This is a genomic window from Paraburkholderia strydomiana, assembly GCF_031456815.1.
In the GTDB taxonomy this organism is placed as follows: domain Bacteria; phylum Pseudomonadota; class Gammaproteobacteria; order Burkholderiales; family Burkholderiaceae; genus Paraburkholderia; species Paraburkholderia caledonica.
The window spans coordinates 106,322-128,433 of record NZ_JAVDVL010000004.1 but is presented as its reverse complement, the minus strand read 5'-3'; the positions used below and the strand labels follow the sequence as shown (position 1 = coordinate 128,433).

Annotated in this window: 18 protein-coding genes; 9 read left to right on the top strand and 9 right to left on the bottom strand. The window is 63.5% G+C overall.

Annotated features, from left to right (window positions below; translation table 11 throughout):
• Nucleotides 1-63 precede the first annotated feature (63 nt).
• The 4 genes from J2W46_RS13145 to J2W46_RS13130 all read left to right on the top strand — a co-directional run bounded on the left by J2W46_RS13145 (nt 64) and on the right by J2W46_RS13130 (nt 5,384).
• A complete protein-coding gene (locus J2W46_RS13145) occupies nt 64-2,064 on the top strand; it encodes a hypothetical protein (RefSeq protein WP_310354270.1) in 2,001 nt (666 codons plus the stop codon).
• A 125-nt stretch (nt 2,065-2,189) separates the two neighbouring features.
• Nucleotides 2,190-2,339, top strand: coding sequence for a hypothetical protein (locus J2W46_RS13140; RefSeq protein ID WP_310354268.1), 150 nt, complete (start codon nt 2,190-2,192; stop codon nt 2,337-2,339).
• A 73-nt stretch (nt 2,340-2,412) separates the two neighbouring features.
• Nucleotides 2,413-2,865: a GDP-mannose mannosyl hydrolase gene (locus J2W46_RS13135; RefSeq protein WP_027777968.1), complete on the top strand. Its 453-nt coding sequence runs from the start codon at nt 2,413-2,415 to the stop codon at nt 2,863-2,865.
• A gap of 122 nt (nt 2,866-2,987) precedes the next feature.
• Entirely contained in the window at nt 2,988-5,384 is a 2,397-nt protein-coding gene (locus J2W46_RS13130) for an RICIN domain-containing protein (RefSeq protein WP_310354267.1), read from the top strand.
• A 46-nt stretch (nt 5,385-5,430) separates the two neighbouring features.
• Here the strand turns inward: J2W46_RS13130 and J2W46_RS13125 are convergent, their stop codons facing one another.
• The 5 genes from J2W46_RS13125 to J2W46_RS13105 form a co-directional block, all read right to left on the bottom strand.
• Entirely contained in the window at nt 5,431-6,516 is a 1,086-nt protein-coding gene (locus J2W46_RS13125) for a glycosyltransferase family 4 protein (RefSeq protein ID WP_027804908.1), read from the bottom strand.
• Between the two features lie 415 nt (nt 6,517-6,931).
• The gene (locus J2W46_RS13120; RefSeq protein ID WP_020069773.1) at nt 6,932-8,413 is read right to left on the bottom strand and encodes an MFS transporter; all 1,482 of its coding nucleotides are present in this window, start codon (nt 8,411-8,413) and stop codon (nt 6,932-6,934) included.
• Nucleotides 8,414-8,475: 62 nt separating this feature from the next.
• On the bottom strand, nt 8,476-9,714 hold the full coding sequence (locus J2W46_RS13115) for a CaiB/BaiF CoA transferase family protein (RefSeq protein ID WP_310354265.1): 1,239 nt from the start codon (nt 9,712-9,714) through the stop codon (nt 8,476-8,478).
• Nucleotides 9,711-10,694, bottom strand: a complete 984-nt coding sequence (locus tag J2W46_RS13110; RefSeq protein ID WP_131317726.1) for a hydroxymethylglutaryl-CoA lyase — start codon at nt 10,692-10,694, stop codon at nt 9,711-9,713. Before J2W46_RS13110 ends, J2W46_RS13115 begins: the two co-directional genes overlap by 4 nt.
• A gap of 295 nt (nt 10,695-10,989) precedes the next feature.
• Complete coding sequence (locus J2W46_RS13105; protein WP_204520303.1) at nt 10,990-11,883, bottom strand: LysR substrate-binding domain-containing protein; 894 nt, start codon at nt 11,881-11,883, stop codon at nt 10,990-10,992.
• A gap of 267 nt (nt 11,884-12,150) precedes the next feature.
• Here J2W46_RS13105 and J2W46_RS13100 point away from each other — a divergent pair, with 267 nt between their 5' ends.
• Together J2W46_RS13100 and J2W46_RS13095 are read left to right on the top strand one after the other, a co-directional pair.
• Nucleotides 12,151-12,798, top strand: a complete 648-nt coding sequence (locus J2W46_RS13100) for a LysE family translocator (protein ID WP_088173058.1) — start codon at nt 12,151-12,153, stop codon at nt 12,796-12,798.
• Between the two features lie 223 nt (nt 12,799-13,021).
• Nucleotides 13,022-13,810 (top strand): sulfite exporter TauE/SafE family protein, encoded by a 789-nt coding sequence (locus J2W46_RS13095; RefSeq protein ID WP_087751523.1) that lies wholly within the window; start codon nt 13,022-13,024, stop codon nt 13,808-13,810.
• Between the two features lie 90 nt (nt 13,811-13,900).
• Here the strand turns inward: J2W46_RS13095 and J2W46_RS13090 are convergent, their stop codons facing one another.
• Nucleotides 13,901-14,149, bottom strand: coding sequence for a hypothetical protein (locus J2W46_RS13090; RefSeq protein ID WP_020069766.1), 249 nt, complete (start codon nt 14,147-14,149; stop codon nt 13,901-13,903).
• A gap of 369 nt (nt 14,150-14,518) precedes the next feature.
• Entirely contained in the window at nt 14,519-14,872 is a 354-nt protein-coding gene (locus J2W46_RS13085; RefSeq protein WP_020069765.1) for a BON domain-containing protein, read from the bottom strand.
• A 689-nt stretch (nt 14,873-15,561) separates the two neighbouring features.
• Here J2W46_RS13085 and J2W46_RS13080 point away from each other — a divergent pair.
• The 3 genes from J2W46_RS13080 to J2W46_RS13070 all read left to right on the top strand — a co-directional run bounded on the left by J2W46_RS13080 (nt 15,562) and on the right by J2W46_RS13070 (nt 18,960).
• A complete protein-coding gene (locus J2W46_RS13080; protein WP_310354261.1) occupies nt 15,562-17,061 on the top strand; it encodes a TAXI family TRAP transporter solute-binding subunit in 1,500 nt (499 codons plus the stop codon).
• Between the two features lie 99 nt (nt 17,062-17,160).
• A complete protein-coding gene (locus J2W46_RS13075; RefSeq protein WP_020069762.1) occupies nt 17,161-17,805 on the top strand; it encodes a 2-hydroxychromene-2-carboxylate isomerase in 645 nt (214 codons plus the stop codon).
• A 201-nt stretch (nt 17,806-18,006) separates the two neighbouring features.
• Entirely contained in the window at nt 18,007-18,960 is a 954-nt protein-coding gene (locus tag J2W46_RS13070; protein WP_087751526.1) for a LysR substrate-binding domain-containing protein, read from the top strand.
• A gap of 165 nt (nt 18,961-19,125) precedes the next feature.
• Here the strand turns inward: J2W46_RS13070 and xdhC are convergent, their stop codons facing one another.
• Entirely contained in the window at nt 19,126-19,725 is a 600-nt protein-coding gene (xdhC, locus tag J2W46_RS13065; protein ID WP_310354260.1) for a xanthine dehydrogenase accessory protein XdhC, read from the bottom strand.
• 6 nt (nt 19,726-19,731) lie between these two features.
• A complete protein-coding gene (xdhB, locus tag J2W46_RS13060) occupies nt 19,732-22,095 on the bottom strand; it encodes a xanthine dehydrogenase molybdopterin binding subunit (protein WP_310354258.1) in 2,364 nt (787 codons plus the stop codon).
• Nucleotides 22,096-22,112: the final 17 nt, after the last annotated feature.

Here is a 22,112-nt window from a genome sequence, read left to right as displayed (position 1 = left end):
TGAATTAGCAGTTTGACGACGTTCGCGCGTCCACATACGCCGCGAACCGCACGGGGGGAATCTATGTCGAATCGAAGCAAATACGGCGCAACGCGGAGCTTGAGCGATCCATCCGGAGCGCGCGCTCCAACGCGGCCCGCCGCCCTCTTTTTCGCCGTCGTCACCTTACTGTGGTGCGTCCCGGCTCAATGCAATGCAGCCGCTGCGGCCGCGGCCGCATCCGCAGCGCCAGTCGATGTCAAAACGCCGTCAGGCCAAGGTCTGCGCTGCTCGGCGCCGTCATCGCAGACGCGCGCGGCATCCAACGGCGATCTCATCGAAGCCGACACGCCCAGCGACGGCACACGCCTCTTCGCCGCGTCCAAACCATTCACGCTCGTCATCACCACGCGCGCACCGCAAAACGACACGCTCAACTGGCAGATACGCGACACGTGGAACATTGTGCGTGCAAGTGGGAGCTTCGGCGTCGCGGCGGGCACGACGTCGGCGACGCTAAGTTGCTCATCTACAGTGGCGGGCTACTTTGCCGTGTCGGCCTCGCTCGAACGTGCGCGAGGCCAGCTCGAATCGCGCGGCACACGTCCCGCAGGAATCGCGACCTTCGGCGTACTGCCCGATACCGCGCCGGCCTTGCCCCCGGTGCGGTTTCCCTACGACGACCTGCACCGCTTCGGCGGCCAGGGCACCGCTTATCTCGCGCCCGGCCAGCATTGCTGCGACGGCGACGGCTACCGTCCGGTCTATACCGCGCTCGGCCTGACGTGGGCCAACGACAATCGCAACTGGTATATGGAGGAGCCCGATAAGCCGGGCACCTTCAATCCCGCGACGAAGCAGCTCACGCCGTACTTTCAGCGCGGCGACATCATGCGTCTGATCCAGCTCGACGGCATCCCGAAGTGGGCAAGCCCCACGGGCAAGGAGACTCATAGCTACGCACCTACTTCACTCGCGCAGATGAAGGACTACATGGCAAAGGTCGGCGCGGAATCGAACCGGGTCCGCACCACGTATTTTCCGAAGCAGCGTGACAACTACTATCAGGTGACGTGGGAGCCCGACGCGGATGGCGGATTGCCCTGGCGCGATAGCGACGCAAATTTCGTCGCGATGTACAAGGCAGTGTGGGAAGGCATCCATCAGACAGACCCGCATGCGGTGGTCATGGGGCTCACGTATTCATCGGTGCAGGGCAACGTGACGTGGATGCGCCGTCTGGGTCCGCTAGGCATCGGCCGCTATATGGACGGCATGACCGTTCACGGTTATTACGACATCGGCACCACGCCATCGCATCCGCCGGAGCGTGTCGCCGACACACGCAATGAGGGCACCGTGTCCGGAGCACTGGCTGCTTCGATGCGTGCGCTGCGCCACGAAATGCGTCAATACCTGAAGCCGGGCGCGCCGCTCTTCGTTACCGAAACGGGCATCAGTTACGACATCGGCGAATCGTACGGCAAGAACTATCCAGGCGCGGACGTGCTGTACGCACAAGCCGCGGTTGTCGCCCGCACGCATTTGATCCTGCTCGGCGAGGGCGCCGACATGACCTACGTGTTCTATCTCGCGGACATGCCGGATGCCGCGCCGGGCTACGGCATCTTCTTCGAGCTCGAACACGCGAAAGGCGCATATGGTCCCTCGCGGATCAGCCCAAAACCCGCGGCGCTCGCGGTTGCGGCAATGACACGCATCATCGACGGAACCAATACGCTTGGGCCTTTGAAGGGCCTGCCAGCAGGTGTCCATGCATATGCGTTCAGACGGCTTGGCGGCGGCAAGATCGTGACTGCGCTGTGGACTCACGACAACGGCCGATGGAGCGCGAAAACGGGTTTCAACGCGGGACAAAGCGTCGACTACCGCTTGCGTGTCGACGCACCCGGCACGAGCGGCGAAGTCACTGCGCTCGACATGATGGGCAACGCAACGGCCGTACCGTATCGCGACGGCGTGGCGAACCTGAAACTGTCGCCCGCGCCTCTCTATGTGCTGTCCAGGAACGCCGACGTGTTCAAGGACGCGGTGACTGCGCCGGAAGGCTACGTTGCCCGATAGGGTCCGGACGCATGACGCGATCGGTACGCGACATCGCGCGGCGAAACCGCCGCGATAGCTAGGTAGCGCACAAAAACTCCGCGCCGGTAAAGCTAGCATTCTTATCGACGCGCTGGAGCCGCCCAATGAACGGCGTTGCATGGATCAAGCTGTTACTCGCGGCGGTGGCCGGCGCGTTTGTGCTTGCGGCGGCGGGCACACTCGTGCTCCTGTTGCTGTTCGCCTATGTAGCCGAGAAGCTGACCCGCGACGATGACAGCCGCGGCGATTACTAGCGATCATTAGCCATCCGGGCGCTTGCAACTGAAGAGTCGCGCCGGACATAGCACCTTCGCTTAAGGAACTGAAATGCTGACGGAGATCGACTTTCTCGACGTTGTTCGTCTAACGCCACTCGTCGCGATCGATCTGATCGTGAGGGACGCGGACGGACGAATCCTGATCGGCCATCGCCGGAACCGGCCCGCGCGCGGCACGTGGTTTGTGCCCGGCGGCCGCATTCTGAAAGATGAAACGCTCGACGCCGCGTTCGCGCGCATTGCGGACGCCGAACTAGGTATCGCAAAGCTTGCGCGTTCGTCCGCGCGCTTCGAAGGCGTATTCGAACATCATTACAGCGACAATTTCGCGGCAGAGCCCGGCGTGTCGACTCACTACATCGTGCTCGCCTATGCGCTGTCGCCCGGCAACACGCAGCAGATCGGGCGGCCCGATCAGCACAGCGACTATCTGTGGCTCACGCCCGCCGAGCTGCTCGCTCACCCGGACGTCCACGAAAACACCAAGGCGTACTTCCGCTAGTCGCGCCGATATTGCTGACCGGCGAAGCGCGGGCGTCATGTCGCGCGCAGTGTTATCCCGGCAACGTGGAACGTCAGACCATTGCAGTATGATCGAGCCCACTTTTAACGGCTCGAATCGACATGCGATCAGCAGTAGCCAGTTCTGTTCGGGAATCATGCATTGCGCTTGTCGCGGTGCTCGCAGTGCTCGTGTGCGCCATGTTCCCAGCGACAGCGCGCGCAGCCGCCTGCAAGGCGGGCACACTCGTCACGGTCGTCGCGCATCTCGACGACGATCTGCTGTTTGTCGATCCCGCGATCAGCGAGCGTCTGGATGCCGGATGGTGCATCACTACGGTGCATCTGATCGGCGGCGCAAACGGTGCGAACTTCTCCTACGTGCTCACGCGCGAACGGGCCTCCCGGCTCGCGTATTCGCGCATGGCGGGGGTGCCTGACGCGTGGAGCGAATCGAACGTCGAGATTGCCGGCAAGCTCGTGCATCAAATGGTGTTGAAAGCAAAGCCCCAGGTTCGCCTGCTCGAATTGCGGCTGCCCGGCGGAGGCGTGCGCGGCGGACGCCAGCCGCTCGGCTTGCTGTGGGAGCAGCGCGCAACGCTTTTCTCGTATCCGATGAGTACGGACGGCTCGGGGCGCATGAAATACGACCGCGATACGCTGTCGGCCACATTGAAGGCAATTCTCGCTCAGGCTACGCTGATCTACACGCTTAATCCGGACACCGTACCATTTGTCGAACATCCGGATCACATCGTTGCCGCACGCATTGCGCGTCATGTTGCGCAGTCTCTCGCGAAGAGCGTGCCGATCGTCTATCACGTGACATACCCGACGGGCGGCTGGCCGGCCAATGTTCCCGCGACCGAAGTGCAGCGCAAGCGCGACATTGTCGCGAGCTATTTTTCGATCGACGGAAGCGAGTCGTCGCATGTATTCGGCGAGTTTCAGTGGGACGGCAACTGGATCGCGCGGCGCTATGCATTCGCGGATCGCAGCGATCGCCGCGTGCCGGACTTCCAGGCGCGTCCCATACAGCTATTCAATGTCGCGACGAATCGCTGCGTAACCGCAAGCGGGCCCGGCCGTGCACCCACGCTCGCCGCATGCAATGGATCCGCCGCGCAGCAATGGCGATGGGAGCCGGTACCGGTCTATCCCGGCAACGCGCGCAATGCGGCGCTTGTCAGCGTGGCGACGTCGCAATGCATCGCCGAGCGCGACGGTTATCTGCGCTCGGAAAGCTGCGATCAGTGGGACCTTGCGCAACGCTGGACGCCATGGGACTTCGGCCTCGTCTATACGCCTATGCGCCATTGCCTCGGTGAAAACGACGGCAAGCTGACAATGCGCGGGTGCACCGCGCTCACCACGCGTTACCGTTGGGCCACGACGCAACGCATCCAGGCAAACGATCCCCGGCTTGCCACCGCAATGTACGCAGACGTGACGGGCACGGGAGCACAATCCGCAATCTATGTGCAGCGGCAGCACGATGGTCCCGGCTTTAACGTCTACGCAGCGTCGCTCGAAAAAACCGCGCCCCCGTCGCTCTGGTATGCAGCCGCAGTGCCGTTCGACCCGGACGCCACCGCGGCGAGCTGCTCGGGCGACAAACTGTGCTTCGACAGCGCGCGTTTCCTGCTCGGCGACTTCGACGGCGACGGCAAAACTGACCTGATGGTTGTTACTGCGCGAGAGAACGGCACGGCCTTCTGGCTACTGCGCAGTCTGGGCGATCGTTTCGATGCACCCCGCCTCTGGTTGCAAACGGACGCGGCATTCAAACCCGAATTTGCTCAGCAATACGTGGCTGCGGATTTCACCGGCACGCGTAGAGCCAGTGTGCTCATTGCACAAAAGCGCGCAGACAGCGGCCTTGACTTGTGGATCGCGTCATCTGCCGGCGCTGCAGATCGTGGCACCGCCCCTGTGCTCGTCGCGCAAGCTCGAGGCCTCGCACAGAACGCTGCGTTGCTGCCGTTCGGCAACGCGGGCTCGCGCTCGTCGCTCGTCGCCATGGAGACGGCGCAAGGACGCATGTCGCTCACGGTCATCTCGAACGTCGGGGCGCGGATGAGCATCGGCGAACGCAGAATGTTGCCGGCTAACTTCGTGCCGGGCTTCGTGAAGACGACGGTCGCGTCGTCGCGCGGCGACGATCGCGACACGCTAATGCTGGTCACGCCGCGTGTAAATGGCACCGACGCTGACACGCTGATCGACATCGCCACACTCGACCTCGCTGCATCCGCAGCGACGCCGGTGCACGTAGCTTCGTTGCGCGGCATGTCGTGGTCGGATGTATTCCCTGGCTATGTGCGCGACACGCATGGCGCTGCACTCGTGCTTTATCGCAGAACCGACGCGACGCTCGGCGACTTTTACTTTACTGGCGGCGCACCGGCGCTATCGCGCTATCCGCTGGAGAACGGCTTCGCCCTGGGCGCGCCGCACGATCTCGGCGAGCTACCAGGGCTGTTTTCGGAGACGGTGAGAATAGACCGGCTCGCGCAATAACGCGTGGCGCGCCGGTCCTTAAGCTCAGAATAAACTCAGGGGCAACTCAGGCCGATACCTGCATCGGCTGAGCGAACTTGCGCACGATCGACATGTAGCGGTCCGCGGTGTCGTGCAGCGTATAACCGGCCAGTTGCCGGTGCGCGCGCGGCGTTTCCAATGCCTTGACGAGCGCGTGGGCATAGGCGTCGACGTCCGTCGTGTCGACGAGATTCACGCCGGCCAGATTGCTCGCGAAACCGAATGAAGGAATGCGGTTCGCCACGACCGGAATTCCCGACGCGAGCGCCTCCAGAAATCCTATGCTCTGGGCTTCGAAGCGCGATGGCATCGCGAACACGCGCGAGGAGCGCAGCACCGCGGCAACGTCCGAGCGCGGTCCGCATACGCTGACCTTGCTCTCCAGACCAAGTTGCCTCACGAGCGACACCACTGCGCGGTGATAATCGAGTTCCTCGACCACGCCGCACAGCAGCAAACGCGCTTCGGGTTCGACCTGAAGTACACGCTCGAATGCGCGAACCGTGTCCAGCTGACTCTTTCCTTCTATGTATCGGCCGAGCTGAACGATCTGCTTCGAAGGCACCGCGCTGTCGGGTGCGGGCGAACTGTCGTGTCCGGCGAATAGCGACGCGTCGACGCCATTGGGAATGACCACCATCGAAGGATGCCGGCCGATCTCGCGCATGTAGTCGTCGATATTCTGCTGCGAGACGCCGATGATGGCTCTCGCCCGGCGCGATAGCAGGCGTTCGGCGCGCTTGAGCGCACCGTTTTCGAAGTCGTTGACGCCCGAGTGCATCACCCATGCGATAGGGGTGTGCACTGGCAACAGACGCACGTACAGCGCAGCAAGCGTCGCATGCGCAATGATGAAATCCGGGCGAAACTCGCGCACCACGCGATACAGGTGCAGCAGTTTGCCGATCCTACCGTGCCGCACATCGGGAAAACGGCACATGACACCCGCCGCCGCGAGCTCGGCTCGAATAGCGACGAAGTCGTCCTGCTGCGGCAACAGCGAAGTCATGCAAACTTCGTGTCCGGCACGCTGATGGTGAATCGCAAGACCTTTTACGAGTACTTCTGCCCCGGACAATCGTGGTGCGTGAACCAGTTGAAGAATCCTCACGATTTATCTCTCTGATGACCGCCCATTTTGCAGCGGATAGATGAGTCGGCCCAGCGAACAACGCCACACTGGGCGCTCTCATCCGATAGTTTGTATGTGGCGCACGCCTTTGCAACGCGCGCCCTTTCCGCAACACGCGACCGGCCAATGCACCGGTTCTCGTCGCGAGAAAACGTTACACCCAAGATCCTGCAAGTTTGCGCCAAGTCCAAGACTTCTTCGGCTTCGAAATGAGCGGTATCGCCCACTTGGGCGGTGAATTTCTTCTGGAGACCGAATGGGCCGGCCGATCCATTACACCATTTCGCCAAATGTCTGACGAGCGTTAATGAGCGCTACCGCACATTGGCGAAACGGGCGATGAAAGCGGCGGCATCTGACGGTCTATACGCGAGGCAGGAACCAAAGAAAGACCCTACTTCGAGATGTCCTCCAAGGCGACATCGCGCGTCTTCGGGCCCAGCGTGCCGATAGCGAGCATCACAATTGCCATCGCACCGGATATGAACACGAACACGCCATTTACGCCGAAGCGGCTCAGGCAACCAGCAATCACGAATGCGGAGAACATTGCCGACAGCCGGCTCCACGAATAGACGAAGCCCACTGCGCGTGCCCGGATACTCGTCGGAAAGAGTTCTGCCTGATACGCGTGATAGCTATAGGAAATGATGTTGCCCGCGAGCACGAGACACACGCCGAGGCTGACCAGCAGCACCGTCTCGCGAACCTGGCTAAACAGCAGGCCGCACACCACGTTCACGGCTGCCATGAAGATGATCACCGTCTTGCGCTCGAAACGGTCGGCAATCAGCAAGCCGAGCAACGGTCCGAGCGGCGCCGCCACCGCAATGATGCTTGCGTACATCAGGCTCGTCGTCACCGTAATGCCCTGCTTGATCAGCAGCGTCGGGATCCAGTTGGCGAAGCCGTAGTAGCCCATCGTCTGGAATACATGAAAGATGATGAGCATCAGCGTGCGCTTGCGGTACGGCGGCACCAACAGATCGCGGAATGCTGCGCGGGCCCGAACCGGCTCCGGCAATGCGGGTTCCGGCAGCGCTCGTCCGTATTCGCGTTCGACTCGCGCTTCGAGCCGCGTCATGATCGCGTCCGCTTCGTCGATCCGGCCTTTTTGTGCGAGCCACCGCGGGCTCTCCGGCAAACCGAGCCGGATCCACCACACGACGATCGCGCCCACCACGCCGGTCAACACGACAAGACGCCAGCCGTCCAGACCAAAGAACTGATGAGGCACCAGCAGATACGAGAGAAATGCGACGATCGGCACTGCGCAAAAACCGACTGCCTGCGAGCACGCAGACGCTCGGCCGCGCACGTGCTTGGGCACGAGTTCGGAGATGTACGTGCCGATCGTCACGATCTCCACGCCTATGCCGATGCCCGCGATGAAACGCCACAGATTGAGCCCGAGCGCCGTGTCCTGAAACGCCATGATGACGTTCGCCGCCGTGTACCAAAGCAGCGACCACGTGAAAATTGCGCGGCGCCCGAAGCGGTCGGCGAGAAAGCCACAAGCCGCGGTTCCAATGAAGAGTCCCGCAAACAACGCGGCGATGAAGCTCGCCACGCCGCTCGTGCCGAACAGGCCGTGCGTCGTCGCGGTCAGAATGCCGCTGCGCACGAGCCCTGGCGCGATATAGCCCGAGAACATGAGGTCGTACAGTTCGAAGAAGAGCCCGAGGCTCAACAACATCACCAGCTTCCAGATGGAACGCGTGGCCGGCAAGCGGTCGAGCCGCGCCGAAATGCGCGCGCCGCCCAGCGCTATTTCTTCTGCACGGCTGCCCGCCGATGCACCTGCGCCCGAGGGCAAGCCGAGGGCGCCGGCATCGCCGACCGCTGTCGCATACACCGTCTGATTCGACGACTTCATCGTCTGTCTCCTTGAATGCCGGTCTGCGCCGGATAAGCTTGATTGACTGTGCGCGCTGCGGATCACGCAGCCTCGCGTGGCGCCCGATTCGAGTCGTTGTTCAACAGCGCGATTTGCGCCTCGTCATAACCGAGCTCGCGCAATACCGCCACCGTGTGCTCGCCGATCTTCGCGATGGGCTGACGCGGCTGCAAACGCGCGCCGTCGATCGAAATAGGCAGCAACGGCATGGCGGTTTCGCTGCCGTCGTCTAGCGTGAGGCGAGCAAGGCCGCCGCTTTCTTTCAGGTGCGGGTCGTCGAACAGTTCTTCGGGCTTCGCAATCGACGCGAACGGAATGTGGTCGCGCTCGAACAGCGGCACGAGCGCCGCGCCTTCGAAACGGCTCAAGGTGTCGCCCAACGTTTGCAGCAGCCATGAGCGCGCGAGCACGCGGTCGTTGTTGGTTGCGAGGCGCGGGTCGGCGAGCAGATCGCCGCGGCCGAGAATCGCGCACAATGCGCGCCATTGGCCGTCGCCGGTCGCGGCAATGAACATCTGCTCGTTGTTCGCGAGCGCGAAGACGTCGTAGACGGCCCATGCACTGATGCGCTCCGGCATCGGCGCCGGCGGCACACCGGTCGCGGCGTACTGCTGCATGTGCTGCGCGGACAGCAGCACACAGTTTTCGAAGAGCGCGCTTTGCACTTCCTTGCCGCGCCCGCTCGCATGCCGTTCGTGCAGTGCCGCGAGCACGCCGATCGCGCCGAACATGCCGCCCATGATGTCGTTGACCGAACTGCCCGCGCGCAGCGGGCGGCCCACCGGACCGGTCATATACGCGAGGCCCGCCATCATCTGCACGACTTCGTCGAGCGCGAGGCGGTGTTCATACGGGCCATTGAGAAAGCCCTTATGCGATACGTAGATCAGCTTCGGGTTGCGCTCGCGCAGCGACGCATAGCCGAGACCGAGCGTCGCCATGCGGCCCGGCTTGAAGTTTTCGACGAACACGTCGGCAGTATCGACAAGCTTGTGAAGTGCAGCCAATCCCGCTTCGCTATCCAGATCGAGCGCGACGCTCTTCTTGTTGCGATTAAAGGTGCGGAAAAAACCGGCGCCGGTGCCGAGCAAGCGGCGCGTGCCGTCGCCGCGCGGCGGCTCGACCTTGACGACTTCTGCGCCGAGGTCGCCGAGAATCATCCCGCAGGTCGGGCCCATCACCATATGCGACAACTCGATCACGCGAATGCCGGCAAGCGGCAATGCGCTCTGCTGCGGCGCTTCAGTGGCGGAACTGGCGGTAGCGGAATGGGCGTTCATTGCAGCACCTGTGAGCACGAAGAGGGTAAAGATTCGATCTGTCTCGAAGCGGCGAACTGCGTGGGCAAGCCGGCACGCGCGAGATAACCGTAAAGCGGCTCGCCGGGCAATGCATCGGCGAGCACTGCACGCGACGCGATCAGACGCGTGAGGTCAATGCCGGTTTCATAGCCCATGCTTTCGAGCATGAAGACGAGATCTTCGGTGTTGACGTTGCCGGTCGCGCCAGGCGCGTGCGGGCAACCGCCAAGCCCGGCGAGCGACGCGTCGAATTCGCGAATGCCGTGTTGCAGTCCGACCAACGTGTTGGCGAGCGCAAGGCCGCGCGTGTCGTGCAGATGCAGCGAGCGCAGTTTGTCGCCCGCCACGCCGCGCACGATTTCGATAATTTCGCCGACCTGGCGCGGCGTCGCTTCGCCGGTCGTATCGCCGAGTGCGATCACATCGGCGCCTGCGCGCACCGCGTCGCCTGCAATCGCGGCGATGTCTTCATAGGGCACCGCGCCTTGCAGCGTGCAGCCGAATACAGTCGACAAACCGGCAATGAGCTCCACACGCCGCGTGCCTGCACCCGGCGCGCTGTCGATCGCCTCGCGCATTGCCGCGAACACGTCGATCATTTCGGCCGGCGTCTTGCGCACGTTCGCGAGGCTGTGCGCGGCGCTCACCGAGATCGGTGCGACGATCCGATGCACGCCCGCTTCGAGCGCACGTTGCGCGCCTTTCAGGTTCGGCACGAGTGCGGTCACGATCAGATCGCCATAACCCAGCGCGTGTGCAATGACCTCATCGGCGTCGGCCATTTGCGGCAGCAGTTTCGCCGGCACAAAGGAAGCCACTTCCATGTGCCGCACGCCGGCGGCATAGGCGGCGTCGATCCAGCGGCGTTTGGATTCGGTGGGCATCGTTTGGGCGATGCTTTGCAGACCGTCGCGCATGCCGACCTCGGTCACGACGACGCGCTCCCTGATATCACTCATGTTTTGAATCCTGCGGAAAATGCGGGGAAATGAAGCACGGATCACAGCGTGCCTGCGCGATGCCGCGTCGCAAAGTCTGCGTTGACGAAGCACTCCATCGCCGTTGACGATGGCCGGCGACTCAAGCGGGACGGGCATGCGCCGTCGCAAAGGGGAAACCCTTAAGGGCTTTTCAGAGGATGCGAAGCGCGGACCTGCGCGACCATGCGCGTCGCTTGAATCGCATATTGATGAGCGGTTAAGCCGCCTGGTTCCGCAGCGGACCGGAAGCCGGGACGCTACCTCTGCGCATGCCTCAAACCGTGCGCAGCAAATGCTCCAGCAGATGCGACGCGGCGAGCGTCAACGCGTTGCGGTCGCGCACGCAGATCACGAAGCGCCGCTCGGCCCACGCTTCGCGCAACGGCACGGCGACGATCCCGTATTCGTCGGCGGCATGACGGGGCAGCGCCTCGCCCGGCAGAATGGCTACCGCGAGGCCGGCCTGGATAAAACGATAGGCGGCGTCGAAGGTCGACACGTAGGTGCGATAGTTGAGTTCGCGTCCTTTCTCAGCCGCGATCCGCTGCATCAGCGCATTGACCGACGCATTCGACGAGAGCCCGAGGTGATCGAACGCAAGCGTCTGCTCGAAGCCGATGGCCGCCTCGCCGGCAAGTGGATGGCCACGCGGCACGATTAGCGCGAGGTGATCGGCTCGATACGGCAGCGCGTCGAGACTTCCCATCGGCACTACGTCGCGGCAGATGCCGAGATCGGCCACGCCTTCTTCGAGGCCCCGAACGATTTCCGTGCTCACGCGCTCTTCGACATCCACGCGTATCTGCGGGTTCGCCTTTAGAAATTCGGACAACGCCTCGGGCAAAAACTCGACCATCGACGACACGTTCGCCAGCACGCGAACATGGCCGCGCGCGCCGGCTGCATATTGGCTCAGCTCGGCCTGCATGCGTTCATGGCTGCGCATGATGAGCCGTGCATGCCGCAACAATGCCTCGCCGGCGGCAGTGGCGCGCACACCGCGCTGACTGCGCGAAAGCAGCGCGACGTCGACGAGCGCCTCGAGATCGGCGAGCCGCTTGCTGACCGCAGACGGCGCGATGAACTCGCGTTCCGCGGCGCGCGCGATCGTGCCTTCCTCGCAAACGGCAATGAACAAGCGCAACGTCACCTGATCGATCTGCCACATGCGGGACGGCTCCAAAGTTAGAGTGGGGAAAATTATGCCCGAGTAAAGCGGTGCCCGACCTGATGCCAGGGTATCCACGGTCGATTCATGCGCAGCGCTTGTGCGCCGGCTCTGCTCTTGGACCGCTGGCCGCTTGCTCGCGGCTTGCGCGCTCGCTATGCTGAGCGATGCTCGCGGATGCCGACGCATTATCTAAATGTTTCGCGATGCATGCGGCCCGCCCGGTGACTTATCGCAACCGACCATGACCACTTCACGGAAATAGCCATGTCCATGACCAGCCTCTTCATTACCGCTGCCGGCGTCGGCCTTGCGATTGCCGCGCCGGTCGGGCCCATGGGTATGCTTTGCATCCGCCGCACGCTGACGGGCGGCCCGCGCGCCGGACTCGCGATCGGCCTGGGCATTGCGAGCGGCGACGCGTTCTATGGTCTGATCGCGGCGCTCGGACTCGTCGGCATTTCGCAGTTCATGCTGGCATATGACCGGCCGTTGCATCTGCTTGCCGGATTGTTTTTGCTGTACCTCGGCGTGCGCACGCTGCTGCAAAAGCCCCCGGTCGACGCGGCCAACGGCGAAGCGAACGGGAACGGCAAGCTCGCGCAAGTGGGCCGTGCGGGGGCGCTGCGCGCTTACGCGAGTTCCTTGCTGCTCACGCTGACCAACCCGCAGACGGTCATCATGTTCGCCGCGTTGTTCACGACGCTGGCGCCGCGCGGCGCGTTTTCGTCGACGATTGCGCTTACGACGGTCGGCGGCGTTTTCTGCGGCTCGATCGCGTGGTGGTGCTTTCTGGTGACGGTGGTCTCGCTCGCGCGGCACGCTATCGGCAGCAAATTGCGGCTCGCGATCGACCGGCTCGTCGGGATCATGCTCGCGGCCTTCGGCGTCGTCGAAATTCGTCGCGCGCTGTGAGCGCTGAGCAGCGCGTTAAGCCTCGCGCGGACGGCCCCGGCGCGCGCGTTCCGCGCCGTTCGTACGCTCGCGCGTCAGTTTTGCGACAATAGCGGCTTTCGCTGCGCCGAGCGTTGCCTGATGCCCGATCTGCCGACCTGCGTCGGCGGTGGGGAACACGCGCGCCGCCCGTGCCCTAACTGTCAATCCACGGTCAATCCACCGACCGCCAGCGGTCTCATCAATGGCTCTTCCCCATATCGATTTGCTGTACTCCGCCTCCGGCCTGTTCGTCGGCTTTTTGGTCGGGCTGACGGGCGTTGGCGGCGGCTCGCTGATGACGCCGATCCTGGTCCTCCTGTTCAACGTACACCCGGCGACCGCAGTCGGCACTGACCTTTTGTACGCGGCTGCCACCAAGGCGACCGGAACGCTGGTGCACGGCCTGAAAGGCTCCGTGGACTGGCAGGTGACGCTGCGACTCGCCGCCGGTAGCGTGCCGGCCGCGACGGTCACGCTGGTGCTGTTGCACCGCTACGGGATGGACACGCCGGGCGCGAGCCGACTGATCCAGATCGTGCTTGGGATCGCGCTTCTGGTGACGGCAGTCGCGCTCGTGTTCCGCCCGCAACTCGCGGCGCTGGGCGCGCACCGTCAACGCACGCCCAGCCAGGGACGCACGCTCGGACTCACCATGCTGACGGGCGCGGTGCTCGGTGTGCTCGTATCGCTGACTTCGGTGGGCGCGGGCGCAATCGGCGTGACCGTTTTGCTGCTGCTTTATCCGATGCTGCCGACAACCCGCATCGTCGGCTCCGACATTGCGCATGCGGTACCGCTTACGCTGCTGGCAGGCGCGGGCCATTGGCTGCTCGGTTCGGTCGACTGGTCGATGCTGCTGTCGCTGCTCGTGGGGTCGCTGCCTGGCATCGCGGTGGGCAGCATGCTCTCCGCGCGCGCGCCGGATGCGCTGCTGCGCAATCTGCTCGCGGCGACGCTCACGCTGGTAGGCGTGCGTCTGGTGCTGGCGTGAAGCCGCGAGATGCTGGCGTCAGGCCGGTCTGATTTTCGCCTTGTCTCAGACTGATGACGCAACCCCGATGCCGGGCTCCCGCCGTCGCCGTCACCTGAAAAAGCGGCAGGTCAGATCGGCCTCGAACTGTCTGACCCATTGACCCTGGCGGTCGTAATACGATTGAGCCCAGCCGCCACGTCGCACGGTGACGAGGCGCTCGTGAGCAGCATCGGCGGGATCGGCGCAAATGCTGACGTCGAAATGCGAGGGCGCAAAGCCGTGCCGCGCGCACACCAGTTCGAATGCGGCCCGGTCGGTGATGGGCAGATCGGTATAGCGCAGGAGCGTAGTTTGCATGGCGTTGACTCCGGTTCTTCATGCATACGGTACGCTTGGCGCGGCGTCGCCAATGTGTCATCCCACACATTGGGCGACGGCGCGTGGCTTGCAGTGCAGCGTCTGATGAAACCGTCGTTGCCGCTTTGTCGTCACCCTTTTGCCGCTGCCGTTTCTTCAACGAATTCGCACAAAACAAAAAAGCTCCGGCATGGCTGCCGGAGCTTTTTCGTTCGTGCACATCGAAGTGGTGCGTTGCGTCGGAAAACGCCCGACGCGGCACCGCCACCTCACAAGCCGCGCCCTGTGAGGCGCGCTGATTGCCGCGCCGCTAGCCGCCTGATCAGTGCGCCGTCACAGCGGGCTTACCGATGCGCCCGCTCGCCGCACTTACTGCTGCATCACGTTCAGCTTGTTCGACACCGACGTCACGCCGGCAACACCCTTCGCTGCCTCGCCGGCCGCGTCGATCTGACCTTGATCGGGCACCGAGCCCGTGAGCGTCACGGCGCCGCCGCGGGCGCGCACCGCGATGTTGGACACGTCGATGCCTTGCGTCTTGGCGAGTGCGGCGCGCACCTTGCGACCCAGCTGGCTATTGGCCTTCTTGCTCGCCTTCGCGGTGGCGGCGGGAGCGGCTGTCGTGCCCGTTGCCGTTGCATCGCTTGCCTGAGCATAGACGTTGCATGCCACCACCATTGCCACCACCGAGCCCAGCGTCTTCAGAAAACCGACCGATTTCATATTGCTTCTCTCCTTAGCTTCACATTGGACCGCTTGAATAAGCGGCTTCGTTACGACTACCTGCGGCCATGCCCGAGGCGCGACGAGGCGCGCGGCGAGGCAATAGCCGGCTGTGGCTGCGACACGAGATGCGAGAGGCGAAGGGAGGCCGGCTGCCATGTGCCGCACGCGATGGCGAAGACGCTCATGCGATGCGGTCCGCAGACCGGCAAGCCGCGATATTCGCAGACGCGCCCGGTTCTTGTGTGTCGTGCCGGGTCGCGCCGCGCGAAACGTGTGTTCGCGGCAGCGATGCACAATTTAATCTAGCCGCGCCAGAAGCGCAAAGGGTTTAGTTGTGCTCGATGCGAGGGGGCTGAGTTAAATACGGATGTTTGCAGGCGTTCATATGCTGTTCACGTGCTTCTTATATGTGCTTAACCTGCTGAAGCACTTGTCGCCGCGGCGCTTTTTAATGGCCGCCTGCGCTCTGCTTGCCGGCGAAGCTCTCGCCGGTCACCGAGCCTTCATTGCGCGCTCCTCGCCCCGCGCTCGCCGCTTGGCCGCTACCCGGTAGTCACTTTTTGTTACGGGTTTCTCCGCGCCCTGCCTAGTCGTCCATTCCGCCGCCGCAGCAATCTCAGGTACCATCGGCGCCACGCGCAGCGCCCCATCCAGTTCACTCCGGACCGTAGCCGTCCTGTCATCCGATGAAGCCAGCCACCGGCCGCAAACACCCTACCCACCTCGTTGCCCGTTTCGTCGCGATCTCGTGGCGCGATCTGGCCGTGTCGTTCGGGCCGATCGTGCTGATCGCTGTCGTCGCGATCTGGCTCGCGGTGCGTCTGATCCAGCCCGCGCCGCCCAGCACGCTCACCATTAGCGCCGGTCCGCAAGGCAGCAGCTTCTGGACGGCGGCTCAAAAGTACAAGGAGATTCTCGCGCGCAACCGCATCACGTTGAATGTTCTGCCGTCGGAAGGCTCGCTGCAAAATCTCAAACGGCTGTCAGACCCGAACTCGAACGTCGACGTGGGCTTCGTGCAGGATGGCGTCGCGCCCGGCGCAGCAAGCAACGGCCTGATGTCGCTCGGCAGCGTGTCGTATGTGCCGCTCGCGATCTTCTATCACGGGCCGACGGTCGCGCGGCTTTCCGAATTCAAGGGCCAGCGGCTCGCAGTCGGCGCCGAAGGCAGCGGCACCCGGGAACTGGCGCTCGCGCTCCTGAAGGCCAACGGCATCGAGCCGGGCGGCGCGACCAAACTGCTGCCGCTATCCGGCGAAGACGCGGCGCAGGCCCTCATCTCCGGAAAGGTCGACGCGGCTTTCCTCGCCGGCGATTCCGCGCAACCCGCGGTCATGGGCAAGCTTTACCGCACGCCAAACGTGCAGTTCTACGATTTCACGCAGGCCGACGCATACACCCGCCGCTTTCCGTACCTGACGCAACTCGAATTGCCGATGGGCGCGTTCGATCTCGGTAAGAACCTGCCGTCCGCGCCGATCCATATGGTCGCGCCGACCGCCGAACTGGTGGCGCGCGACTCGCTGCACCCGGCGCTGTCGGACCTGCTGATCGAAGCCGCGCGCGAAGTGCACGGCAGGGCCAACATCATGCAGCGCGCGGGTGAATTCCCTGCCCCGCTGGCCCATGACTTCACGATTAGCGACGACGCCGCGCGCTACTACAAGTCGGGCAAGGGCTTCCTTTACCGTCTGTTGCCGTTCTGGCTCGCGAGCCTTGCCGACCGGCTGCTCGTGGTGGTCGTGCCGCTCGTGGTGCTGCTGATCCCGGCGCTGCGGCTCGTGCCGTCGCTGTATGCATGGCGGGTGAAGTCACGCATCTATCGCTGGTATGGCGCACTGATCGCTATCGAGCGCAGCGCGCTTAGCGACCATTCGCCGGCCGAGCGCGCGTCGCTTCTGCGACGGCTCGACGCGATCGAAGACTCGGTGAATGGTCTGAAGATGCCGCTCGCCTATGCCGATCAGTTCTATGTGCTGCGCGAGCACATCGGTTTCGTGCGGGCAAGGCTCATGCAAAGCCGCGAAGCGCAGCGCGAGATGTCCGAGGAAGAGCCGGACGAAGGCGCCGGCCAGGACTTCGACGCGGTGACCGAAGCCGGCGACGCGGCCGCCGCGCCTGGCGCGCCGGACGAAGCCGCAGAGATCGGCGAGACACGCGCCGACGAGCGCCGCAAACCAGATTGACGGTGCAAGCCGCCGCCGCACCGCGTAAGATCATTACAATTCCGACGATCTGGCAGACGCAACCGCCGATCTGTCGGACAGGCAATCCGGGAGACACATATGACCGTTGGCATCGACGCCGCGCAGCCCCTGTGGTTTTACGATTTCGTCTCGCCGTTCACGTATCTGCTGCTCGAACAACACGACAAATGGCCGGGCTTCGACTTCGCATTCACGCCAGTGGTGCTGAACGACCTGTATCGTCACTGGGGGCAACGGCCGGCTTACAGCGTGCCGGCCAAACGCACCTTCCTGTACCGGCACGCGCTCTTTCGCGCGGAGCAACTCGGCATACCGTACAAGATGCCGCCGGCTCATCCTTTCGACTCCATGAAGCCGCTGCTGCTCGCCACTGCCGCTCAGGCCGACGTGGTCTGTGTGCGCGAAATCTTCCGCTTCATCTGGCGTGAAGGCCGCGATCCGTCGAGCGACGCGGCATTCGCCGAATTGTGCGAACGGGTGGGCATACCGGACGGCCCCGAACTCATCAAGAGCGAAGAAGTGAAGGCGCAGTTGCAGCGCAATACCGCCGACGCCATCGGCCTCGGCGTGTACGGCGTGCCGACCTTCCGGCTGAACGACCAGTTGTTCTGGGGCGAAGATGCGTTGCCGATGGTGTTGTACTGCGCACGCACGCCCAACTGGCTGGAATCGAGCGAAGTGAAGCGGATCAGTGCGCTGCCGTCGGGTTTGCCCAACATCTGAGCGTTCGGTTCGATGCAGTGGAGTGCGTGGGGCGCGCGTGTGGACCGGGCGCTGCTGATGCCGGACATACCGCGCCCGCTATGGCGGCCGCAGTGCAATCGGGCCTAAGGTTATAACCTTTGCGCCACGCATAGACCGCGTGCTGATCGCCTCTCGTGCGGATTCTTGTGACGCCCGCTCGACTTCGCCTCCCTCTTTTCCATGGACGACACCGCCGCCTCCCTCGATATCTGGCTCGTGCGTGTGCTGCGCACGTTGCTGGTCGAGCGCAGCGTCACGCAAACCGCGCTGCGCCTGAACCAGACGCAGCCCGCAATCAGCACTGCGCTGCGTAAGCTTCGAGAGACGCTGAACGACCCCATCCTCGTACGCGGCAAGTCGGGCATGGTGCCGACCGAATATGGCGAGTCGCTGCTTGCATCCGCGCAACGGGTGTTGCGTGAGGTCGATTTCGTGGCCACGCCGCACGGCGACTTCGACCCCGGCCGTTCGCGCCGCACCTTTCGGGTAGCCGCGCCGGATTATCTGAACGACTTCTTCATGCCGACCGTGATCGCGCAGTTCCGCGAGGCGGCGCCGCACGCCCGGCTCGAAATCGATTCGCTGAGCCCGATGCTCGACCACACTGCCTCGCTCGATGCGGGCGAACTCGACCTGGTAATCGGCAACTGGCCGAAGCCCGATCCGCGTTTCGAGCGCAGCGACCTGTTTTCGGACACAGTTGTGTGTCTGATGCGGGCGGATCATCCGTTGGCGCGCGCGCCGCTCACGCGCGACGCGTATCTCGCGGCGCCGCATCTTGCACCGACTCCTTATAGCGGCGCGCGCGGTGGCGCCATCGACATCGGATTTGCGAGAGCGCGCGCCGAGCGGCGCATCGTCGCCACGCTGCCGTACTTCGGCCTCGTACCGCAGACGCTGCTGCAATCCGATCTGATCTTCACGACGACGCGGCGCTTCGCGACGCACTACGCGAGCATTCTGCCGCTCGCGGTTGTCGAGGCGCCCATCCCCTTTCCGCGTATCAAGTGCTATCAGATGTGGCATCCGCAGCCGGATCGCCCGAGCGATCTCGGCTGGCTGCGCGCATTGATGTCACAGGTGTCGGACGGGCTGGTCGCGCAGAAGGTTCGGCGCGCGAAGCAGCCGCGGTAAGGGTCCACCTGAGGGCGAGGCGAACGCGCTAATGGAGCGATGAGGCGTCCATGCGATTGAGACGGTTAACGAGTGATCGGCGGCTGATGTTGTCGTGCGGATGACTTAATCGATCAGGTCGCTTCGGCTAATGGTACTAACGGCGCTAAACGCAGCCAATCCATTTCAGACGTTTGCCGCCACAGGTTGAAGCGCCGCTTGCGTTCCGTTTGCCGTTGCGGGCTGAACCGCGGCTCGCCGCCCGCGAACCTGCAGCAACTCCGCGCATACCGCCACCGCGATCATGGCCGGCGCCTTGTCGACGATACCTGGCACGCCGATCGGACATGTCATCTGCTGCAACCGTTCAAGTTCCACGCCACGCGCGAGCAGGCGCCGCTCGAACTTCACGCGTTTTGTCTTCGAACCGATCATGCCGAAGTAGCTGAAATCGCGTCGCCGCATGATGCGTTCAGCGAGCGAGAAATCGAGCGCATGGTTATGCGTCATCACCAGAAACCAGGCGCCGGGCGGTGCCGTATCGACGATCGCGTCTGGCGTGTCGGTGGCTTCGATCTGCACATTCGCGGGCGTTTCGTCGGGGAACAGTTCATCGCGCTCGTCCACCCACTGAACCACGCACGGCAGGTTGCCGAGCAATTGAATGAGCGCATGACCCACATGGCCCGCGCCGAACAGCACGATGTGCATGGGCGCGGGACGGGACTCGTCGACCTCGCTGCGCCGGCCGATGCGAATCGAAGAACAGTGGTTGATCGCGTTCATCTTCAATCACCTTGCGGCCGACGCGGCAGCCCGCACCGCGCCGATCGCCCTGAGGATTTCCTCGCTCGTGGCAGGTGCATTGAGCGGCGGATTCACCCGATGACCGCCGACTGCCGACACCGCGTCGCGAATCGCAAAGAATACCGAGAACGGCAACAGCAGCGGCGGCTCACCAGTCGCTTTCGAGCGGTGAATGCTGTCCTCTGCATTGCGGTTCTTGAACAGACGCACGTTGAAAACCGGCGGCGTATCGTTGACAGTCGGAATCTTGTACGTGGACGGCGCGTGCGTCATGAGCTTGCCGCCGGCGTTCCACCACAACTCCTCGGTGGTGAGCCAGCCCATGCCCTGAATGAACGCGCCTTCCACCTGGCCGATGTCGAGCGCCGGATTCAGCGACGCGCCTACGTCATGCAGCGCGTCCGCGCGCAGCACGCGCATTTCGCCGGTCAGCGTGTCGATCACCACTTCGGACACGGCCGCGCCATACGAGTAGTAATAGAACGGCCGGCCTTGCAGCTTCGCCTGATCCCAGTAGAGCTTCGGTGTCGCGTAAAAACCATCGGACCACAGCTGGATTCGCGCGAGATAAGCCTTTGCGACGACTTCTTCGAACGGCACCACTGCCTCGCCGACAATCACGCGGTCATGCGCGAAGCGCACGTCGGAAGCATTCACCTCGCCGGCACCAAAACGCTCGGCGGCAAACGCGGCGAGCCGTTCGCGTAGCTGGCGCGCCGCGTCCTGTGCAGCCTTGCCGTTCACATCCGAACCCGTCGAAGCCGCCGTCGCCGAGGTATTCGCGACCTTGCTGGTATCCGTTGCCGTCACGCGAATCCGGTTGAAGCCGACGCCCAGTTCATGTGCGACGACCTGTGCGACTTTCGTGTTCAAGCCCTGGCCCATTTCGGTGCCGCCGTGATTCACGAGCACCGAACCGTCGGTGTAGATATGCACCAGCGCGCCGGCCTGATTGAAGTGCGTGACGTTGAACGCAATGCCGAACTTGACCGGCGTCAGTGCGAGGCCTTTTTTCAGCACCTCGTTGTTGGCGTTGAATTCGTTGATCGCTGCGCGGCGCGCGCGATATTCGCTAGTCGCTTCCAGTTCGTCGATCAGTTCGTGAATCACGTTGTCTTCGACGATCTGGCCATACGGCGTCTGATTACGCTCGGTCTTGCCATACAGATTGCGGCGGCGCACGTCGAGCGAATCCTCGCCGATCGAGCGCGCCACGTTGTCCATGATGTATTCGATCGCAAACGCACCTTGCGGACCGCCGAAGCCGCGAAACGCGGTGTTCGATTGCGTGTTGGTCTTGCCGCAAAAGCCGTCGATGGTCACATCGGACAGCCAGTACGCGTTGTCGAAGTGGCACAGCGCGCGCGTCATCACCGGGCCGGACAGGTCGGCCGAAAAACCGCAGCGCGAGGTCATGTCGACGGCCACGCCTTCGATCACGCCCTTGTCGTCGTAGCCGACTTCATACGTGTAGTGGAAGTCGTGCCGCTTGCCCGTCACCATCATGTCGTCGTCGCGATCCGGGCGAAGCTTGACGGGGCACAGCAGCTTCCACGCGGCGAGCGCTGCGCAGCACGCGAAGAGACCCGACTGCGATTCCTTGCCGCCGAAGCCGCCACCCATTCGGCGACATTCGATCAGCACGTTATGGGACGCAATGCCCAACGCGTGAGCGACAAGATGCTGCATTTCAGTCGGATGCTGCGTTGAGCAATAGACGTGCATGCCGTCGTCGTCCTTCGGCACGGCATACGAAATCTGCCCTTCCAGATAGAACTGCTCCTGGCCGCCGAGCAGCATTTCGCCAGCCTCACGATGCGACGCGCGTGCGATCTTCGTGCCGGCCTCGCCGCGCGCGAGTTTCATCGGCGGCAGCACGTGCTGATTGGCGGCACGCGCCTGCTGCGCGGTCAGGATGGCAGGCAATTCCTCATAGACGATCTCCGCGCGGCGCGCGGCGAGCCGCGCGGTTTCGTGCGACGTCGCGACCACGATGAACACCGGCTGACCGACGTACTGAACGATGCCTTCGGCGAGAATCGGATCGTCGCCGTGGACGATCGGCGCGACGTCGTTGGCGCCGGGAATATCGTCCGCGGTAAAGATAGCGACCACACCGGGCGTCGCGCGCACCTTGTCGAGCGACACCGACACGATTTTCGCGTGTGCTTTGCTCGACAGCCCGAGCGCGGCGTGCAGCGTGCCTGCGACCGTCGGGATGTCGTCGGTATAAGTCGCGCGGCCGCTCACGTGCAGATGCGCCGATTCATGCGGGCGCGACACATGAACCTGCGTGAAGTCGTCGAGCGCCTGAGTGTCCTTCAGGAAGGGTTCAGCATGCTGATTCATTGTTGTGTTCTCCGTAT